The sequence below is a fragment of the Corallococcus sp. RDP092CA genome (assembly GCF_041903675.1).
Lineage (GTDB): Bacteria > Myxococcota > Myxococcia > Myxococcales > Myxococcaceae > Corallococcus.
This window is the reverse complement of sequence record NZ_JAYESI010000016.1, coordinates 63340-82245: the sequence shown is the minus strand read 5'-3', so window position 1 is coordinate 82245 and position 18906 is coordinate 63340. Positions and strand designations below refer to the sequence as shown.

The 18906-nt window shown below is 69.2% G+C and carries 15 protein-coding genes; 5 read left to right on the top strand and 10 right to left on the bottom strand.

Translation table 11 applies throughout. The features are described from left to right. Positions 1–3: 3 nt before the first annotated feature. Positions 4–630, bottom strand: coding sequence for a phenylalanine--tRNA ligase beta subunit-related protein (locus tag U8525_RS18700; protein WP_374267563.1), 627 nt, complete (start codon positions 628–630; stop codon positions 4–6). Positions 631–706: 76 nt separating this feature from the next. Between U8525_RS18700 and U8525_RS18695 the strand changes: the two genes are divergently transcribed. Together U8525_RS18695 and U8525_RS18690 are read left to right on the top strand one after the other, a co-directional pair. Continuing rightward, positions 707–1069, top strand: a complete 363-nt coding sequence (locus U8525_RS18695) for a cupin domain-containing protein (RefSeq protein WP_374267561.1) — start codon at positions 707–709, stop codon at positions 1067–1069. A gap of 173 nt (positions 1070–1242) precedes the next feature. After that, positions 1243–2865 (top strand): ABC-F family ATP-binding cassette domain-containing protein, encoded by a 1623-nt coding sequence (locus U8525_RS18690; RefSeq protein WP_374267559.1) that lies wholly within the window; start codon positions 1243–1245, stop codon positions 2863–2865. A gap of 266 nt (positions 2866–3131) precedes the next feature. Here U8525_RS18690 and U8525_RS18685 read toward each other — a convergent pair whose 3' ends face one another. The 7 genes from U8525_RS18685 to U8525_RS18655 all read right to left on the bottom strand — a co-directional run bounded on the left by U8525_RS18685 (position 3132) and on the right by U8525_RS18655 (position 14416). Then, on the bottom strand, positions 3132–3446 hold the full coding sequence (locus U8525_RS18685; RefSeq protein WP_374267557.1) for a hypothetical protein: 315 nt from the start codon (positions 3444–3446) through the stop codon (positions 3132–3134). A gap of 86 nt (positions 3447–3532) precedes the next feature. Next, on the bottom strand, positions 3533–3853 hold the full coding sequence (locus tag U8525_RS18680) for a hypothetical protein (protein ID WP_374267555.1): 321 nt from the start codon (positions 3851–3853) through the stop codon (positions 3533–3535). Positions 3854–4035: 182 nt separating this feature from the next. Further along, positions 4036–4422: a hypothetical protein gene (locus U8525_RS18675; RefSeq protein WP_374267553.1), complete on the bottom strand. Its 387-nt coding sequence runs from the start codon at positions 4420–4422 to the stop codon at positions 4036–4038. 148 nt (positions 4423–4570) lie between these two features. Further along, complete coding sequence (locus U8525_RS18670) at positions 4571–10429, bottom strand: RHS repeat-associated core domain-containing protein (RefSeq protein WP_374267551.1); 5859 nt, start codon at positions 10427–10429, stop codon at positions 4571–4573. Between the two features lie 359 nt (positions 10430–10788). After that, complete coding sequence (locus U8525_RS18665; protein WP_374267549.1) at positions 10789–12228, bottom strand: aldehyde dehydrogenase family protein; 1440 nt, start codon at positions 12226–12228, stop codon at positions 10789–10791. Between the two features lie 27 nt (positions 12229–12255). Continuing rightward, entirely contained in the window at positions 12256–13707 is a 1452-nt protein-coding gene (locus U8525_RS18660; protein WP_374267547.1) for an aldehyde dehydrogenase family protein, read from the bottom strand. 37 nt (positions 13708–13744) lie between these two features. Then, positions 13745–14416: a TetR family transcriptional regulator gene (locus U8525_RS18655; protein ID WP_374267545.1), complete on the bottom strand. Its 672-nt coding sequence runs from the start codon at positions 14414–14416 to the stop codon at positions 13745–13747. Between the two features lie 125 nt (positions 14417–14541). Here U8525_RS18655 and U8525_RS18650 point away from each other — a divergent pair, with 125 nt between their 5' ends. From U8525_RS18650 to U8525_RS18640, 3 genes are read left to right on the top strand one after another with little or no spacing between them, the layout of a single operon-like run. Beyond that, positions 14542–15168, top strand: coding sequence for a phospholipase D-like domain-containing protein (locus U8525_RS18650; RefSeq protein WP_374267689.1), 627 nt, complete (start codon positions 14542–14544; stop codon positions 15166–15168). After that, a complete protein-coding gene (locus tag U8525_RS18645; protein WP_374267543.1) occupies positions 15165–15773 on the top strand; it encodes a glutathione S-transferase family protein in 609 nt (202 codons plus the stop codon). The genes U8525_RS18650 and U8525_RS18645 overlap by 4 nt, the downstream gene beginning before the upstream one ends. A 6-nt stretch (positions 15774–15779) precedes the next feature. Next, positions 15780–17171, top strand: a complete 1392-nt coding sequence (locus U8525_RS18640; protein ID WP_374267541.1) for a sensor histidine kinase — start codon at positions 15780–15782, stop codon at positions 17169–17171. A gap of 8 nt (positions 17172–17179) precedes the next feature. On the opposite strand, the gene U8525_RS18635 is transcribed toward U8525_RS18640, so the two are convergent. Beyond that, positions 17180–17554: a helix-turn-helix transcriptional regulator gene (locus U8525_RS18635; RefSeq protein WP_374267539.1), complete on the bottom strand. Its 375-nt coding sequence runs from the start codon at positions 17552–17554 to the stop codon at positions 17180–17182. 425 nt (positions 17555–17979) lie between these two features. Next, a complete protein-coding gene (locus U8525_RS18630; RefSeq protein WP_374267537.1) occupies positions 17980–18861 on the bottom strand; it encodes an NAD(P)H-dependent flavin oxidoreductase in 882 nt (293 codons plus the stop codon). Positions 18862–18906 lie beyond the last annotated feature (45 nt).

Below are 18906 nucleotides of genomic sequence, written 5' to 3'. Positions count from 1 at the left end.
TCCTCAGCGCACGCGCTCGACGGTGGCGCCCAGGCGCTCCAGCAGCTCGCGGTACCACGTGAAGGCGCGCTCGGTGTGGCCCGGCAGCTCCTTCGTGCCCCACAGCAGCGTGAGGGTGCGGCGCGTGGTGGCGTCCGTCTTGGTGCGCTGGGCGTCCTTCACCGCGTTGGCGCACGGGCCCTGCGCGTCGAAGAGGCACAGGAGGCCCTCCAGGTCGATGGTCTGCCCGGAGGCGTTGAAGACGTAGCGGTCGCCCTGGATGGCGATGGAGGCGCGGAAGGGCTCCCGGGCGCGGTCCAGGTCCACGACGCTGATGGGCAGGCCGCTGTGCAGCGACACGGCGTTGCACGCGTCCACCGCGGCGTTGATGGTGCCCAGCGTGCCGTCGCCGGCGGCGCGCACCAGGTACTCGGACGCGGGCTTGCCCCGGCCCGTGGGCTTGTAGCCGCCGTGGCGGAGCAGGTCCCGCACGGCGCCCCGGACCGCGTCGTCGCTCTGGAGCGGCGCGGTGGCGCCGGGCTTCAGCAGGGCCTGCAGCCAGTCGGGCGCGGGCAGGTCCCCCAGGGGAGCGGGGAAGGAGGAGGTGAACGCGATGAGGTCGAGGAAGGGGTGGTTGTCGACGGTCAGCACGGCGGCACTCTACGCCACGCGCTGGTAGGGTAGGGACCGCGCCGCTGTTTCCTTCGTCGCCACCTGGAGCCTTCGCATGCCCACGCTCATCCCGAAGCCCATCCGTGTGACGGCGGTGGGCAACAAGCCGAAGCTCATCGACGAGTACGTGGGGCGGGTGAACTCCAAGACGTCCAATATCAGCGTGGCCCACATGCGCAGCCCGGGCGGGTGGGAGGAGCCGGGGCAGACGCCCGAGTTCCGTGAAATCACCCTGGTGCTCGCGGGCACGCTGCGCGTGGAGCACAAGGGCGGGGTGATGGACGTGCACGCCGGCCAGACGGTGGTGTGCGAGCCCGGCGAGTGGGTCCGCTACAGCACCCCCCTGGAGGAGGGCGCGGAGTACGTGGCCATCTGCACCCCGGCGTTCTCCCCGGGCACGGTGCACCGGGACGCCTGAGCGCCGCGCTCCAGGTTCCAGGTTCCAGGTCGGGCGGAATCCCTGGCGGGGGCCTGCCTGCCCGGCCGCGGGGATGGGCTGGAGGCCGTCGGGGGTTCGGAAGCATCCCGCTGGCGGGCGGCTCGTGGCATAAGGGCGCGCCGCCTGATTCCCCGGGCCTCCTCGGTACGCACATGATCCGTCTCGACAACATCGGCAAGCAGCACGGTCAGCAGATCCTCTTCGTGGAGGCGTCCGCCGCGCTCCACAAGGGGGAAAAGGTGGGGCTGGTGGGCCCGAACGGCGCGGGCAAGACGACGCTGTTCCGGATGATGACCGGCCAGGAGTACCCGGACGAGGGGCAGGTCTCCATCGACCGGGGCGTCACCATTGGCTACTTCAGCCAGGACGTGGGCGAGATGTCCGGCCGCAGCGCCGTGTCCGAGGTCATGGATGGCGCGGGCCCGGTGAGCACCGTGGCGGCGGAGATGAAGCAGCTGGAGGCCGCCATGGGGGACCCGGACCAGGCGGACGACATGGAGAAGCTCGTCGAGCGCTACGGCGTCGTGCAGGGCCGCTTCGAGGAGCTGGGCGGCTACGCGCTGGAGGGCCGCGCGCGGGAGATCCTGGCGGGCCTGGGCTTCAGCGAGGAGATGATGGACGGCGACGTGGGCAAGCTGTCAGGCGGCTGGAAGATGCGCGTGGCGCTCGCGCGCATCCTGCTGATGCGGCCGGACGCGATGTTCCTGGACGAGCCCTCCAACCACCTGGACCTGGAGTCGCTCATCTGGCTGGAGGGCTTCCTGAAGGGGTACGAGGGCGCGCTGCTGATGACGTCGCACGACCGCGAGTTCATGAACCGCATCGTGACGAAGGTGGTGGAGATCGACGGTGGCTCGCTGACGACGTACTCGGGCAACTACGACTTCTACGAGGGCCAGCGCGCGCAGAACGAGGCGCAGCAGCAGGCGCAGTACGAGCGTCAGCAGGCGATGCTCGCGAAGGAGATCAAGTTCATCGAGCGGTTCAAGGCCCGCGCGTCGCACGCGGCGCAGGTGCAGAGCCGGGTGAAGAAGCTGGAGAAGATCGAGAAGGTGGAGCCGCCGAAGCGGCGCACCACGGTGCTCTTCGAGTTCCAGCCGCCGCCGCGTTCGGGTGACGACGTGGTGAACCTGAAGAACGTGTGCAAGGGCTACGGCAAGCGGACCATCTACGACGGCCTGGACTTCCTGGTGCGCCGGTCGGAGCGCTGGTGCGTGATGGGCGTGAACGGGGCGGGGAAGTCCACGCTGCTGAAGCTGGTGACGGGCACGACGCAGCCGGACGAGGGCACGGTGGTGCTGGGGGGCAGCGTGAAGATGGGCTACTTCGCGCAGCACGCGATGGACCTGCTGGACGGAGAGAAGACGGTCTTCGAGCAGCTGTCGGACGCGTTCCCGCGCGCGGGGCAGGGCTCGTTGAGGGCGTTGGCGGGCTGCTTCGGCTTCAGCGGCGACGAGGTGGAGAAGAAGTGCCGGGTGTTGTCGGGTGGAGAGAAGGCGCGGCTGGTGATGGCGCAGATGCTCTACGACCCGCCGAACTTCCTGGTGCTGGACGAGCCCACGAACCACCTGGACATGGGCACGAAGGAGATGCTGATCAAGGCGCTGACGCGCTACGAGGGAACGATGTTGTTCGTGTCCCACGACCGGCACTTCCTGGGTGCGCTGTCGAACCGGGTGCTGGAGCTGACGCCGGACGGCATCCACAAGTACGGCGGCGGCTACACGGAGTACGTCGCGCGCACGGGCCACGAGGCCCCGGGCCTGCGCAGCTGAGACGTACCAGGCGCCCGGGGCGTGGAAACGCTCTGGGCGAGGACGCCGGGTCTCTCTGGGTTGACATGGATGAACTCATTGAGGCCCCTTGAGCAGGCCATGGCCTGCCGGGTGCCGTAGGCCCACGGCCGGGCTACTTCCTGAGGTAGCCTCTCATTTGCGATTTTCCCGCGGAGCTTGCTCGCTCAGCCATCCGTGCATTCTCCGAGGGGACTCTTCAAAGGAGAGGTTACCTCAGGGGGCTCATCGGTAGAGCGGTTTCTGACTCAAAAGTCACGGGGGTCACTCCACTCGAAGTCTTCTGAAGTCAGTCGCTCCGCGGACATTAACGATTCATCCATCCGGTCGATGATGTCTTGAAGAGCTTCATGTTCCGTCCGGCCAAGTCCTGCGATCAACTCGGGATCCCCGGATTTGTTTTTCACGACCACATTGGGCACCGCCAGGAAATCGCCCAAGTCACGCTCCAGAACCTTGACTCTGTATATTGTGCTGGGGATGCGGAAGTCCCGCAGTTCGTAGATATTGGCGACTCTGGAAATGCTTGCTCCACCGTGCAAGTTGATGGCCTTCCAGTCCATCTTGCGAATCTCCTAACGAAGACCGAATGAGATGATTGTGCAATCTGGTGCAAGGTCAATGTATCGACCGTTCTTGACGTAGCGGGTCACGCCGGGAGTGAATCCATCGACAGGAAACTGCTTTGCGCCGCGTAGCTTCTTGGTGAACATCTCGGCCATTTGCAGATACTGCGCCATATCTTCTTCTCCCATAGCTGCTCCCTGAGCCATCCCGAGACTCTCCCCAGCAGCGTCAACAGCGCCGGGCCAGGGTACTCACCCTGCTTGATGCCGTGCTTCTGCACGCCGCCTCGCGCCCACTCCAGCGCCTGGCCAATGGCGTGCACCGACAGCGACGCGGTGTGCACCACGCCCAACGTCACGTGCGCCAGCGACAATACCCTCTTGGCGTGCAGGTCCTCCTCCACGCTCGAATGTCGGACGCGCAAGTCGAACTGCCTCGCGTATTGCTTCCAGTAGCCAACGGATATCAGGTGTGTGGACTTGTTCTTCTGGAACGGCGATTTTTAGAGCTGCCTCGTCCAGGACGCTCATGGCCTGCTGCTCGCGAACAGGATGCTCTTGAAGGTAGCGAACTCCATCGTGAACCTCAGTGAAAGCCATTTGTGATGTCGATCATCTTGTGGGGAGAGAAGGACTTGATCGCCATCAGGAGCACCCAGCCGGTTCCTCCGTCCATCGGGCTGGCTTGTCTGCAGCAGATGCGAATCGCTGAGTCACTGAGGGCCCAGTCTTCGCACTGCTTGCCTTCCGCGGTCCCGTCCTTCGTTTGACTGGTATCGGTGGAGGCGCCGAAGGCCGAAGTCATCTCGTCGTGGAGGACCTTGAGCGCCGTGGCGCAGCGCGCTTCCCGGCGAAAGACCGAGAGCCCGAAGTTCTCAAGCTGATCATTGGAGGAGAACCCGTAGGTGACCTTCGCCGGGTATCCGCCCAAGGTAGCGCCCTGTCCGAGCGTTTCCACCTCGGCGCGCGTCATGCCCGAGCGAACCCGGGCCAATAGGGGGAGGGGATGGGTGAGCGATGCATCGGGCAAAGATGCTCCCGGTGCGGCTGGGCTCGTTGAGCTCATCCAATGCCCGGTCAACAGGCCTCCAATGACTCCGGCGAGGAGGATCCAGGACGTCCTAGGGGCCAGCATGGAAGACCTCATCCAAGAAGGCCGTCGTCAAGGACTGCGCCTCCTGCTCGAGCTCAAGAAACTCGAGCCCCGTGATGGATGTCCTGTATGGGCGTTCGGAAAACTGGGTGCTGTGCCACATCTCGTGGAACAAGACCTCCTCGACGGAGTGCCCTGACTTGGCCGCGAAATCGATATCGATGGTGCTCACGAAGGCTTGGTGGCCGAGATAGCGCTGGAGCCCATCTGGCTGCGAGGAACATGCGTTTCCCATCGGGCGTGATTGTCCTGGCGTGCGATTCCCCTCACGATCTCGCATCTGGCTCCCTTGATGGAAGTTGAACTCGTGAGGGCTGTGCTCCAACTTGTCGATGGCGAACCTGCCCAGTTCCGTGGCCTTGATGTTGTTGAACGCGGGCTGTAGCGCAGGGGCGATGGAGACGATGCGGCGTCCGTCGGGATCGATGAATTGGTGGGGCTGGTTCGCGGCATAGGCGTAGAGGTTCGAGTCCCCGCCCGCGAATCGGATGGGGTCTTTCGCCGTCCACCGCCCCGTTTCGGCGTCATAGTCCCGCGCCCCGAAGCGGGTCAGCTTCGTGTGCCGGTCATAGAGGCCTCCCGCGAAGCCGAAGGGCTGGAAGCCGGGGCTCGAATCCGCGACGACGTTGCCCCAGACGTCGTACTCCATGCGCTGCACCACCGTCCCATTCCGGGTGTCGACGACGAGTCGCGGGCTTCCCAGCGGATCCGCGAGGATGCGGTAGATGATGCCTCCCTTGATCATGAAGTCGGGCGCATGGCCCCGCGTGGCATGGACGAAGCGGCTGACGACGTTCCCCGCGCCATCGAGCTCCGCGATGACCTGCCGCCCTTCGTAGAGAAAGCCCTGGATGAGCGTGCCATCCACCTTCTTGCCAACACGTCTCGACGCGGCGTCGAGCACGTACTCGACCTGCGTGCCCTCCGGGAACTCGACGTGCACCAGCGCACCCAGCGCGTCATATGCGTACTGGGTGGTGCGCGCTCCCTCCGTGCGCGTCTGAAGGTCCCCGCCAGGGCCGTAGCTGTAGGTCTTGTTCCCAAATGACAGGAGCCGGTCCTGAACGTCATGGGTGGCTGTTTGCAGCGCATCCCGGAGGACGGAGGTACGGTTGCCATTGGTGTCGTAGGTGTTCGCTTCCAGGAGGATTCCGTCGCGGGTGACGGACGCCAACCTTCCAGCTTCGTCATGGGTGAAGACGTCCGTATGGACGGTGGTCCCCTCGGTTTCAGTTCGCCGGACGATGCGGCCCAGCACGTCGCGCTCCAACTGGTAGGACAACAGCGGGACGTTCCCGGAGGAGGCGGACCAGGACTCCTGCTCCCCGTAGGCGTTGGAGGTCTCAACGGTCGAGACCGAGCCGAGCTGCGTTCCCACGAGCAGGCCGTTGTCGTCGCGCCGTGACAGTGTCAGCGCTCCCGCCGAGACGAGCAGCCCGTCCAGGTCATAGGCATACGCCACGGGCATCTCGCCATTGACCGACGACGTCGCGATCCGGAAATCCGTGTCATGGCTGTACTGGAGCGAACCCGCCACGGCTCCCTTCCAGGAAACGCCGGTCACCAGAGGACCGTCGTGGCTGAACTCGAGCCCCACCCCGGAGGTGCTCGCGAGCGAGCGGAGACGTCCTGCTTCGTCATAGCCCGTCGTGACGCGTGTGCCAGGGATGTCCAGGGTGGCGAGTCTCCCTGCGGCGTCGTAGGCGAAGGCCACGGTGCCGCCCGGCTGTCGGAGCTCGGTGAGGGCGTCATCCCGGTCGTAGCTGTAGCCCGACGCGAAGGCGCTCCCGCCAGGAGGCGCATACGACGCCAGCGCCTCCGAGGCCGTGTACTGGAACACGTGTGGGGACCGTCCTGGTGGCGTCACCGAGGCGGGCGCGTCCCCCGTCCCGTAGGTGAACCCCGTGACACGGTTTCCGGGACGCGTGCTGGAGGTGATGCGACCTGCTTCGTCCCGCGTGAGGACGGTGGCGCGATCCAGCCCATCCGTGACGGAGCGCAAGGCCCCCTCCGCTCCATACGTGAAGGTCCTTCGCCGGCTTCCCTGGATGACGGAGCCGGGGCGACCTTCCGCGTCGTAGGTGAACTCCACCGGCAGCAGGCCCGGCGCCTCGGCCTTGTGGAGACGTCCCTGCGCGTCCAGCGTGAGGACCGACACCCTGCCCATGGGGGTGGTGGAGAGGAGCCGTCTGCCGGACGGCTCATAGTGGAGGGTGGTGGTCCGGCCATTCACCGTCACCCGGTCCGTCTGCGTCCCCACATCCAGCAGTGTGCCCTGGGGCAGGAGGGTCACCTCCCGCTGGTGGGTGGACGTCGAGGTCAGTCCGCTCGGCAGTTTCACGATGCGCGATGCCACGAGCGGTGACTGCATGCCCAGACGGGGCTCCGGTGCCTCCACCACCGTGGTGACCCTGCCATCCGGTGCGGTGGAGACCGTGGTGCCATTCGGTGAACGCAGCGTCGACCACATCGTCCCATCCGACGCGGTGGTGACGCGCCGCTGGACGCCTGACTCCAGGTCTTCCACCTGGTACTTCCGGGTGCGCCCCAGCGCGGTCGTGAGCGTCACCGAGTAACCCTTGTCCACCTGCGTCCGTTCGAGAGCCTTGAATCCTCCCGAGGGATGCGAGTCCTTCGTCAGCCAGCCCTCCGGGGTGTACGCGAACCCATGCAGCCCGCCGTGCTCGTCACGCAGGGACGAGAGAAGTCCGCCCTCCTGGTAGGTGAATGCCACGCCCTCCCTGCCTGGTCGGACAAAGGAGGCCAGCAATCCGTCGGGTCCCACCCTCAACGTGGTGCGCTGACCGTGGGGTGCCAGGATGGCGGTGGGTGCGCCTGCCGCGTCCCGTTCAATCCGGGTGATGAGGCCGGCCCCATCCGTGATGGACACCAGCCGCGCGGCCTCGTCGTAGGAGAAGCGATAGCGGACCGCGAGCGTCCAGGCCTCCAGGGTGCAGAGGTGCCGTCCCTGCCAACCAAAGCCATACAGCTCGCTGCCGTCGGGCGATGGCACGAGGTCATCGATCTGGCCGCAGGGCGTCTCCAGGGCCCCCACCGGATATTGGGGGGGCGCGGTCACGACCGGTGCCTCCGGCCCCCCACCGGCGAAGACAAAGAGGTTGCCCTCCAAGGAGACCCTGCGGACGATGTATTGGGATTCGTCCGCCACGAGGGGCTCGCCATGGGAGGTCATTGCAATCCCCCGGGGCGAGGAGAGGAGCGCGGCCGGGCCTTCTTCCGAAGGTTCGCCTCCGCACCCGCCCCTGTTGAGGGCCCATGCGCTCCCATCCGGGAAGAGGCGATGCACGAGACATCGGTGGGCAGACGTCGTGTAGAGGCTGCCGTCGGGGCCGAGGGCAAGGCCCCAGAGCGCGCCTCGCGGAGCCTCCGCATCCAGCGATTGTCTCCGGGTTCTGGTCGCGGTGCGCACCTCCTCTTCGTCCGGTGCGGCGAGCAGCGTGAAGAGCCTTCCCTCCGTGTCCACCCGGCGCAGGCGGCGGCTGCCTGAGTCCACGAAGGAGAGGAAGCCTTCGGGGCCCACGACCAGCGCACGGGGTGTGTCCAGGCTCGCCGCGATCGCCAGTCCGCCCTCTCCCGCGCTGCCACGGACTCCCGTGCCCGCCACCGTGGAGATGTTGCCGTCGGGTGTGACGCGACGGATGCGGTGGTTGCCGGTATCCGCGAGGTAGATGCCGCCATCCGGCCCCACCGCGACGCCCGCGGGAGCCCTCAAGTTCGCCAGCGTCGCGGGACCTCCGTCTCCGCCGTCCGCCGCGAGTCCCGTGCCCGCCAGCGTGGAAATGACTCCGTCTGGCGTGACCCGGCGGATGCGATGATTGCCGGTGTCCGCGATGTAGAGGGTTCCCTCCGGCCCCACGGCCATCGCCTCGGGAGAATCCAGGCTGGCGGCGAGCGCCCTGCCGCCATCTCCCGTTGCGCCCTTCACCCCGTTGCCCGCCACCGTGGCAATGACCCCGTTGGGCTTCACCTGCCGGATGCGATGGTTGCCGGTGTCCACGATGTAGACCGTTCCATCCAGCGCGACGGCGACTCCCCGGGGCGCGGCGATGCGTGCCTGCTTCGCCGGGCCATGGTCTCCGCTGAAGGTCGGCGTCGCGGTGGTCAGTGCCCTGGGCGTCCGGCCCAGGGACTCCCGCCCGGGGAGGGTGCCTCCCTGGCCCGGGTAGAGGGTGCTCCGCCACGGGTCGTAGGCGTGATGCGCGTCCAGGCTCCAGCCTCCCAACTGGCTGAAGTCCGGCAGGGACACCACCGTGGCGGAGTGGAACTGCCACAGCGTCATGTCCCGGCCGTCAGGGCCCTCGAACCGGGTGCTTCGGTCGCCGTACCGGGCCCATGCCTCGGACTGATCATCCGGGCTCGCGTAGTAGCTCAATCCATAGACGTAGCCGATCCGGATGCGGGCGGTCTGCTCTCCCCACACCTGCCGGCCAAATGCATCCAGGCCATCCCATACGAAGCGATAGCTCTGGTTCGGACGCGCGGGGAAGGTCCGGGAGAAGGACTGTCCCGCGACATTCACGATGAGGATGATATTCTTCAAGCTCGCGGGGACGTGACCTCCGCTCAGCGGAATCCGGAGGGCCCGGTTGGCGGTGCGAGCGGCGGCCCGGTCACTGCGGTAGTGGAGCTGGAAGGGTGTCCCGGGGATGGACAGGACCTCTCCCAGCGTCTGGTTCTGGCACTCGATGATGCTGCCACTCTCGCAGTCGGGCAGGGCCTCCGGTGTTTCTGGCCGTGGCTCGGGCTGCTGGGGCTCTTGCGCATCTGGTGGAGGCCCGAAGGGCCAGTTGTAGTCATACGGCGTGAAGTGCGTGACGGGCACCCGCCACAGGCTCTTGCCCACGGCGTACAAGGCGGCCAGGCGCGCGCGCTCCGCATCGGTGAAGCCCATGGCCGTCAGTTGCTCACGGACGTCAGGCGCGCCATCTCCATCCGCATCCACTTGAGCGAGCCCATCGCGCTCCCCCACGAGCGTGATGACCCGCCCATTGCCCGACGTGCGCCAGTGGCCCTGTTGCCGGTCGTAGTAGCCGGAGGGCACGACGAGACCCGCCGGAAAGGCCAGGAAGTTGTCAACGTATCCCTGGACCGGCGGGTTGAAGCGCACCTCGGTGGCGCCTGCCGCCAGGGCTTCGTCCACGCTCAGCTCCACGGCGTAGGTGTAGCCGCTGGTGGCTGGCAGCATGCCGGGCATGGCCGAGGGGCCCTCGGGGCCCGAGGTGTACTCGGTCGCGCGCACGTGAAATGGTCCCGTCAGGGGAACCTGGGTCCCGTCGGGCAGGAACATCTCCGCCTGGGTGCCGGGGGCGAACACCAGGGTGGCCTGGCGGCTGCCGGCGCTGTCCTCCACCACGCTGCCACGCGCGACCTGCGACTCCGTTGCTCCCGGCGTGATGGCCGTGACGTTGGAGTCCAGGGCGGTCAACACCACCTCTGGGAGCGGAACGAATTCGCGCCACGGAACGTCCACCTGGCGCTGCACGGGCAGGAACCCTGGCTTCTCCACATCGATCGTGAGTGCCCCACCGCCATTCACGGCGAGCGAGTACTCCCCTTGGGCACTCGTGAGCGTATGGCCTTGCTCGGGGTGAGCGAGGACACCGACGCGGGCGTCCGCGATGGGCTGTCCATTCCTGCCAACCACCTTCCCGCGAACGACGGCGACGCGACGTGGCTCCAGGGCGCCCTCGGCCACGTCCACCTGCACGGGGTTCGGGCCCTTGTAGAGAAACTCGATGGAGGCGCCGAAGTCGGTTGGGACGGAGGGGTCGATGGCCGAGGGCGCCTGCGCTCCGCCTCCATTCATGCCGGCATCTCCTGAGAGGCCGCCATCCGCTCCGCCGCACACGGCGGAGCGGCAGCTCTCGTCAGGACGCGGGGGCGCATCCTGTCCAGGGCAGCCCCAGAGCCCTCCTCCCAACAGCAGCAGGAAGCCATGCCATTGCCATGGGATTGGCCTGGAGCGAGATTGGTTTTGCATCCGTCCCCCGGAAGACAGCGTCGGCCCATAGCCTATTGCTCGTCAGCCAGGCAGGTCCAAGAGATGGGAGCCAATCTGTCTTGACGACTACACGAAGGACGTCGCGTACACGGGTGACGACGCCTTGGGCCTGCACTGTCAGGAAATCCCAAGCTCTTTGACGTGATGCCGATTGTCGCTGAGTCCTATTCGAACAGCTTGCTCGCGAGCCGGGCCAGGCGCTGGGCCTTGCCCCGGTAGGGCGGGAAGAAGAGGTTCGTGAAGGCCGTGCGGCCCTGCCGCACCACCGCGCGCTCGTGGCTGAAGGCCTTGAAGCCCGCCTCGCCGTGGTACGCGCCCAGGCCGCTCTGCCCCACGCCTCCAAACGGCAGCTGCGGGTTCACGTTGTGCAACACCACGTTGTTCACCACCGTGCCGCCCGCGCTCGTCTCCTTCAGCAGGCGCTCCACCGTCGCCTCCTCCTGACTGAAGACATACATCGCCAGCGGCTTGCCGCCCGCGCGCACCTGCGTCACCACTTCGTCCAGGGACTCGAAGCGCAGCACCGGCAACAGCGGCCCGAAGATCTCCTCGTCCATCACCGCCGACTCCGGCGTCACGTCCGCCAGCACCGTGGGCGCGATGTAGCGCGTCTCCGCGTGCACGCCGCCGCCCGCCACCACCCGCGCGCCTCCCGCCACGGACTCGTCCAGCAGCCGGCACACGCGCCTGAACGCCCCGGCATCCACCATCCGGCAGAGGTCCGGCGTCGCCCGCCGCGCCTCCTCCGTCTTCCCGTAGAAGCGCTCCAGCGCGGACTTCAGCCCCGCGAGCAGCGCCTCCTCCTTCGAGGCGTGCACCCAGACGTGGTCCGGCGCGATGCACGTCTGTCCCGCGTTCAGGAACTTCCCCCAGACAATCCGCTCCGCCGCCGCGTCCACGTCCGCCGACGCGTCCACGATGACCGGCGACTTCCCACCCAGCTCCAGCGTCACCCCCGCCAGGTGCCGCGCCGCCGCCTCCATCACCCGCCGCCCCACGCGCGGCCCACCCGTGAAGAAGAAGTGGTCGAAGGGCAGCCGCAGCAAGGCCTCGCCCACCTCCGGCCCGCCCTCCACCAGCGCCACCTCGTCCTCGGGGAACACGTCCCGCAGCAGCTGCGCCAGGAAGCGCGCCGTGCCCGGCGTCTTCTCACTGGGCTTGCACAGCACCGCGTTGCCCGCGGCCACCGCCGCCACCAGCGGCGACACCAGCAGGTGGAAGGGGTAGTTCCAGGGCGCCAGGATGAGCACCACGCCCTTGGGCTCCGGGTGCACCTCGCTCTTCGTGCCCGCCAGGAGCAGCGGCGCCCCCACCTTGCGCGGCTTCATCCACGCCTTCAGGTGCTTCTGCACGTGCGCCAGCTCCAGCAGCACCGGGAGGACCTCCGTCGCCTCCACCTCCGCCGGCGGCTTGTGGAAGTCCTCGTGCAGCGCGTCCGCCAGCTCCTCGCGCCGCTCCAGGAGCAGCGCCTTGAGCTTCTCCAGCCGCGCGAGGCGCTCCTTCGGCCCCGTCTTCGCCAGCTCCCAGCGGCGCGCCTGGAGGCGGTCGAACACCGCCTGCAGGTCTCCCGGGACCAGGCCCTCCTCCACTGACACCACGCGCATGCCGGTTCCTCTCTCCAACCCCGGGACCTACTCCAACATCCGGGTCGCCCGGGAGGCCCACGCCTGGGCCTTTCCCCGATACGGCGGGAAGAACACGGCAGCCAGCGACTTCATCCACTGGACCATCACCGCCCGCTCGTGGCTGAACGTCTTGAAGCCGTAGTGCCCGTGGTAGTTCCCCAGGCCGCTCATCCCCACCCCGCCAAACGGCAGGTTCGGGTTCGCCACGTGGATGAGCACGTTGTTCACCACCACCCCGCCCGACGTCGTGTGCTGGAGCACCTCCTCCACCATCCTGGAGTCCTGCGAGAACACGTACAGCGCCAGCGGCTTCCCGCCCTCGTTGATGTGCGCGTAGACCTCCTCGCGCCGCTCGTAGGTCAGCACCGGCAGCACCGGCCCGAAGATCTCCGCCTCCATGATGGGCATCGTCGTCGTCACCCCGGACAACACCGTGGGTGCCACGTACCTGGACGGCCCGTCCGCCGTGCCGCCCGCCTCCACCTTCGCCCCCGCGGCGACCGTGCGGTCGAGCACCTCCTTGAGCCGGCTCCACGCCGCCGGGTCCACCACCCGCGCGAAGTCCGGGCTCGCCTGGCGCTCGGCCTCCGTCGCCCCGTAGAAGCGCGTCAGCACCGCCTTGAAGGCCTCCAGGAACGCCTGCTGCTTCGACGCCGGCACGTAGATGTAGTCCGGCGCCACGCACGTCTGGCCCGCGTTGATGAACTTGCCCCACGCCAGCGCCTCCGCCGCCGCCTTCAGGTTCGCCGACGTGTCGATGATCACCGGCGACTTGCCGCCCAGCTCCAGCGTCACGCTGGAGAGGAACTTCGTCGCCGCCGCCATCACCTTGCGCCCGATGTTCGGGTTGCCCGTGAAGAAGAAGTGGTCGAACGGGTGCTGGAGCAGCGCCTCCGCCACCTCCGCGCCGCCCTCGAACACCGCCACCTCGTTCTCCGGATAGAGGTCCCGCAGCAGCTTCGCCAGGAAGCGGGACGTGTGCGGCGTCTTCTCGCTGGGCTTGAGCATCACCGCGTTGCCCGCGGCGATGGCCGCGATGAGCGGCGCCGCCAGCAGCTGGAACGGGTAGTTCCACGGCGACAGGATGACCACCACGCCCTTCGCCTCGAAGCGCACGTGGCTGGACGCGCCCTTGAGCGTCAGCGGCGTCGCCACCCGCTTGGGCTTCATCCACGACTTCAGGTGCTTCACCGTGTGGTTCAGCTCCTCCAGCGTCGGGTGGATCTCCGTCAGCTCCACCTCCACCGCCGGCTTGCGGAAGTCCTGGTGGATGGCCTCCGCCAGCTGCTCGCGCCGCGCGAGGATGGCCTCGCGCAGCTTGCGCAGCCTCGCGATGCGCTCCGCCGCCGTGCTGCGCGACAGGTTCCAGCGGTTCGCGCGCTGCGACTCGAACACCGCGCGGATGCGGTCCACCTCGACCGAGGCCTGGGGAAGGAGGGACGCGACGGCTTCCAGCATGACAACGCTCCGTTTCTTCTCAAAGACGCGTGAAGGGTCAGCGGGCCTCGAGCCCGCGAAGCAGGGTGGTGATGGCCGCCGTCAGCTCGGCGGTGAAGTCCACGCGCAGGGGCGCCATGTGCGGCAGCGTCAGCACCTCGCGCGCCACGGGCGCGATGTCCGCCATCTGCCGCAAGCCCGTCACCAGCGCGTGCACGTGGCGGATGAGCTGGCCCGCCGCCTCCGGCGTGAGGAAGGGCAGCCGCGCCTGGAGCAGCGCCGACGTCGTGTCCATGGCCACCAGCACGCGCTCCTTGAACGCGCGCGCCTGCGCCACCGTCACGTTCTGCTCCAGCACCGTCTGCGCCAGCGCCAGCAGCCGCGTGAAGGTCTCCTCGCCCTCCAGCGACGCGGCCACCGCGCGCGCCAGCTGGGGGCCCGTCCACGCGCCGCCCTCGGCCAGGCGACGGTTCAGCTTCGCGAACCACGCGGTGAGCAGGTCGTCCAGGAGCGCCAGGAACAGCGCCTCCTTCGTCGGGAAGTAGAGGAACACCGTCCCCTTCGCCAGGCCCGAGCGCGCCGCGACGTCCGCCATCTTCACCTCGGCGAACGACGTGGCCTCGAACAGCGCCCGCGCCGCGGCCAGCAGCGCCCGCCGCCGCGCCTCCTTGTCCTCGTCCCGCCGCGCCCGCAGGGGGACGTCCCGCTTCGCGGCCAGTGCTCCCGCCATGTCATGGAGCTAAATGACCCCAGGTCATCGGTCAAGCCGCCCCCCACGCCTCCTTTCACCGGCCGACGGAGCGGACGGGGAGGGGATGGTGTCATGTAATCCTGTGTGCGACGCTGGGTGACATGATGAGACCCATCGACGCGGAGCTGCTGTCGGGGAGCGCGCTGTACCGGGAGGTGGTGCTGCGCAAGCTGGCCCACGCGCGCGAGTCGGTGTGGATGGCCACCGCCAACGTGAAGGCCATGTACGTGGAGCGCGCGAAGGGGGCGTTCGTGCCGCTGCTGGAGGTGCTGGACGGGCTGGCCGCGCGGGGCGTGGCGCTGCGGCTGTTGCACGCGGAGCTGCCCAGCCGGCCGTTCCGGGCCGCGTTCGACGCCCGCTCGCGGCTGGTGGAGGGCGGGCTGGAGCTGAAGGTGTGCCCGCGGGTCCACTTCAAGGCGGTGGTGGTGGATGGCGCCTGGGTCTACCTGGGGAGCGCCAACCTCACCGGCGCGGGGCTGGGCGCCAAGGGCGAGGACGTCCGCAACTTCGAGCTGGGCTTCGTGACGGAGGACTTCGACACCATCGACCGGACGTGCGCCCTCTTCGAGGCGGTGTGGAGCGGCGCCGAGTGCCGCGGCTGTCGGCTCCGCGCTGTGTGTCCGGACCCCATCTTGCCCTCCGGCGCCGGACAGGCGAAGAAACGGGGGCGGGGCGCGGTTCGCTTGGGGAAGCCCCGCCGCCTGCGCCGTCCTCGGGAGGACTCGACATGAAGCTGTACTTCGCGCCACGCACGCGCTCGACGCGTCCGCGCTGGCTGCTGGAGGAGCTGGGGGTGCCGTACGAGCTGGTCCGCGTGGACCTCTCCCAGGGCGCGCACAAGCAGCCGGACTACGTCCAGCACGTGCACCCGCTGGGCGTCGTGCCCGCGCTGGAGGACGGCGGCGCGCCCCTGCTGGAGTCCACCGCGCACCTGCTCCACCTGGCGGACCGCTTCCCGGAGAAGGGGTTGGCCCCCGCGCCCGGCTCGCCCGAGCGCGCCGAGTACTACCAGTGGATCTCCTTCGCGGTGACGACGCTGGAGCCGCAACTGGAGGCCTTCCTGGAGCACACCCAGTCCCTGCCGGAGGACCAGCGCGTCCCGGCCCTGGCGGAGCGCGCGGTGCGGCGCTTCGACGCCGCGGCGCGCGTCCTGGAGGCGCGGCTGGGCGAGCGCGAGTTCCTGGTGGGCTCGCGCTTCAGCGCCGCGGACGTGCTGATGGCGTCGCTGCTGGCGTGGGCCGGAATGATGGGGCGCACGAAGGACCTTCCGGGGCTCCAGGCGTACGCGCAGCGCCACCTCGCCCGGCCCGCCGCGCGACGCGCCCGGGGGGACTAGCGCGGGGTGACGCCTCCGACCGCCAGCGCGTGGGACGACGCGGACGCGGACGTCCGGGCCCGGAGGCGGGTCCGGCGGCGCACGTATTGGTGGTGCGCGCTGTTCATCACGCTGGGCTCGCTGGCGCACCCGCTGGTGCTGGGCGGCTTCCGCGCGGACTTCCTCGGCGTGCACCTGGCGTGGGCGGGCTCGTTCCTCGTGCTGGGGGCCGCCGTGGGCGCGGGGTGGCTGCGCCCGCCGTTCAGCGGCATCACCGCGGGCGTCCTCAGCCTGACGGCGCTCACCGTGTGCATCGAGCTCACCGGGGGCCTGTCGAGCCCGCTGTTCCCCGCGTTCTACACGGTGCCCCTCTTCGTCGCCGTCTTCGTCCCCGGGCAGCGCCTGCCGGTGTGGTCCGCCATGGCCGGGACGCTGCTGTCGGTGCTGCTGATGCTGTGGCGGGCGCACGTGCCGTGGCTGGGCAGCGTCAGCCAGTGCTTCAGCCTCCTCTTCGTGTTCGCGGTGTCCGCCTACGGCGCGGAGGCCTTCCGCAAGCTGCGCGCGGCCGAGCGCCACGCCCACCTGGAGCGCGTGGAGGCCCTGCGCCGGCTGGCGGAGAGCGAGTCGCGCCGCGCGCGCGTGGAGCGGCAGCGCGCGGAGGTGGAGCGGCTGGTGGTGGTGGGGCAGCTGGCCGCGGGCGTGGCCCACGAGGTGAACAACCCGCTCGCGTACGTGAAGTCGAACCTGCACTACCTCCAGGAGGAGTGGGCGCAAGGAGTGCCCGACGACCTGGAGGACGTGCGGCGCGTGCTGGAGGAGACGCAGCAGGGCGTGCTGCGCATCCAGCAGATCGTCACCGACCTGCGCCTGTTCTCCCGCGAGGCCCCCGACGGCGCGGAGTCCTGCGACGTGGCGGAGACGCTGGCCGAGGCGCAGCGGCTGGCCTCGGTGCGCCTGCGCAGCCTGGGCGCGGTGGAGCGCGACGTGGTGCCGGGGCTCTCCCCCGCGCGCGTCACGCCCCGCCACCTGGTGCAGGTGCTGGTGAACCTCCTGCTCAACGCCGCGGACGCGCTGGAGGCCGCCCGCTCCAGCAAGCCCGCGCACGTGGTGCTGCGCGCGCGCATGGAGGACGGCCGCGTGCGGGTGGAGGTGGAGGACAACGGGCCGGGCATCCCCGAGGCCGCGCTGCCGCGCCTCTTCGAGCCCTTCTTCACCACGAAGCCGCCCGGCAAGGGCACCGGCCTGGGCCTGGCGCTCTGCCGCGACTACGTGGCGCGCGCGGGCGGCACCCTGGACGCGGAGAACCGCGCGGAAGGCGGTGCGCGCTTCATCCTCCGGCTGCCCGTCGCCGGGACTTCATCCCCCCCGGTCCACCGCGAACCTCCCGCGTCCGTGGACGCGGAGCCCGCGGCCGAGTAACGGCCCCCTCAGCGCTCCAGCGCGTGCGCCACCTGCCCCAACAGCCGCAGGCGCGGGGAGTCCAGCTTGCGCACGGTGCGCAACAGGCGCCGCACCTCCGGCCGCTCGCGGTACTCCGGCGGATCCTCGGCGAGCTGCGGCGCGCCGTCCCCGGTCACCGCCGCCGTCGCGCTCAGGCCCAGCAGCACGTCCGACGAACAGTTGAGCACCAGGCACAGCTTCCGCAACGTCCGCACGCTGGGCAGCATGTGCCCGCGCTCCAAGCGCCCGTACACCTCGGTGGCGATGCCGACGCGCTCGGCGACATCGGCCTGCGTCAGCTCCAGCCGCTGCCGGGCCACTCGCACCGCGTTTCCAATGAGGGTTGCCAGTCGTTGTTCCATGGCGTGGAAAACCTGTCGAAAGAGGAGCTTCTCCCCCCGCATTTCGGACGGAGAGGTACCGGGGAGAAGTCGCTGCCTTGCGTGACCTCGTGAGACACAGATTACGAGTGGGGTCTGACATCTCCGGGCGTGCGGAAAGGGCCCGCAAACCCGCGACAATTCGCCGTTTCCGCCGCTCCGGCGCGCGCGTTTGGCAAGGCTTCCCGGGTGCTTTCTTCGCGCGTGCGACGCGCGCCGAACCGGGGTGGTAGGCGCGCGCGCCCGCGTCCCTCCCATGACGTCAGGGGAAGGCCGCGCGCGCGCGCCCGACGTGCGGGGTTGCTCCGTGGGTGGGGAGGCGGTCCACGCGGGTCCGGGGAGACCGCGCGCTTCCGGCGGGACCTGCCGGAAGCGGGGCTCGACACCCGGGCTGCTTCACTGCCGCTTCAGGATTCGGACGGCAGCGCGGCGCGGGCTTCGGTGTACTCGCGCACCATGCGCTCGACGACGGTGGCGGCGGGCAGCACGTCCTTCACGAAGGCCACGCCCTGGCCCGCGCTCCAGGTGTCCTTCCACGCCTTGCCCTGGCCCGCGCGGAAGCGCTCCAGCGCGGCCTTGAGGAAGTTGCCGTGCACGCCCGTCACCTCCTTCGTGTACTCGAGGTCCTCGGGGCTCGCGTCCACCAGCGCCTGCTTGTAGTCGGGCGCGGCGCCGGCCTCCTCGGTGGCCAGGAAGCGCGTGCCCACGTAGGCGCCGTCCAGGCCCAGCGCGAGCGTCGCGGCCAGGTGGCGCCCCGTGGACAGCGCGCCCGCGAGCACCACCGGCACGCCCAGCTCCGCCTTGAGCCACGGCCCCAGCACCAGGGGGCTCAGGTTGCCCGCGTGGCCGCCCGCGCCGGTCCCCACCGCGACGAGCGCGTCCACGCCGGCCTTCACGGCCTTCTCCGCGTGGCGCAGCGAGATCACGTCGCTCCACACCTTGCCGCCGTACGCGTGCACGCGCTCCACGATGGGCGTGGGGTCGCCCAGGCTGGTGATGACCAGCGGCACCTTGCGCTCCACCGTCGCGGCCACGTCCTCCTCCAGGCGCTCGGCCCACTTGAGGATGAGGTTCACGCCGAAGGGCACGCCCTCCGGGAAGGCGGCGAGGAAGTCCCGGTACGCCTGCGCGGTGCGGTAGTTGAGCGACGGCACCGCCCCGATGGCGCCCGCGCGCCCGGCGGCCTCCAGGAGCGCCGCGTTGGACACCAGGAACATGGGGGCTGCGATGATGGGATAGCGGATCCCCAACATCCGGGTCACCGCGGTGTCGATGCGCGTAGGGGCCATGGGCCCATTGGAGCATGCGTGCACGCGGGCGCGAGGCCGAAAAAT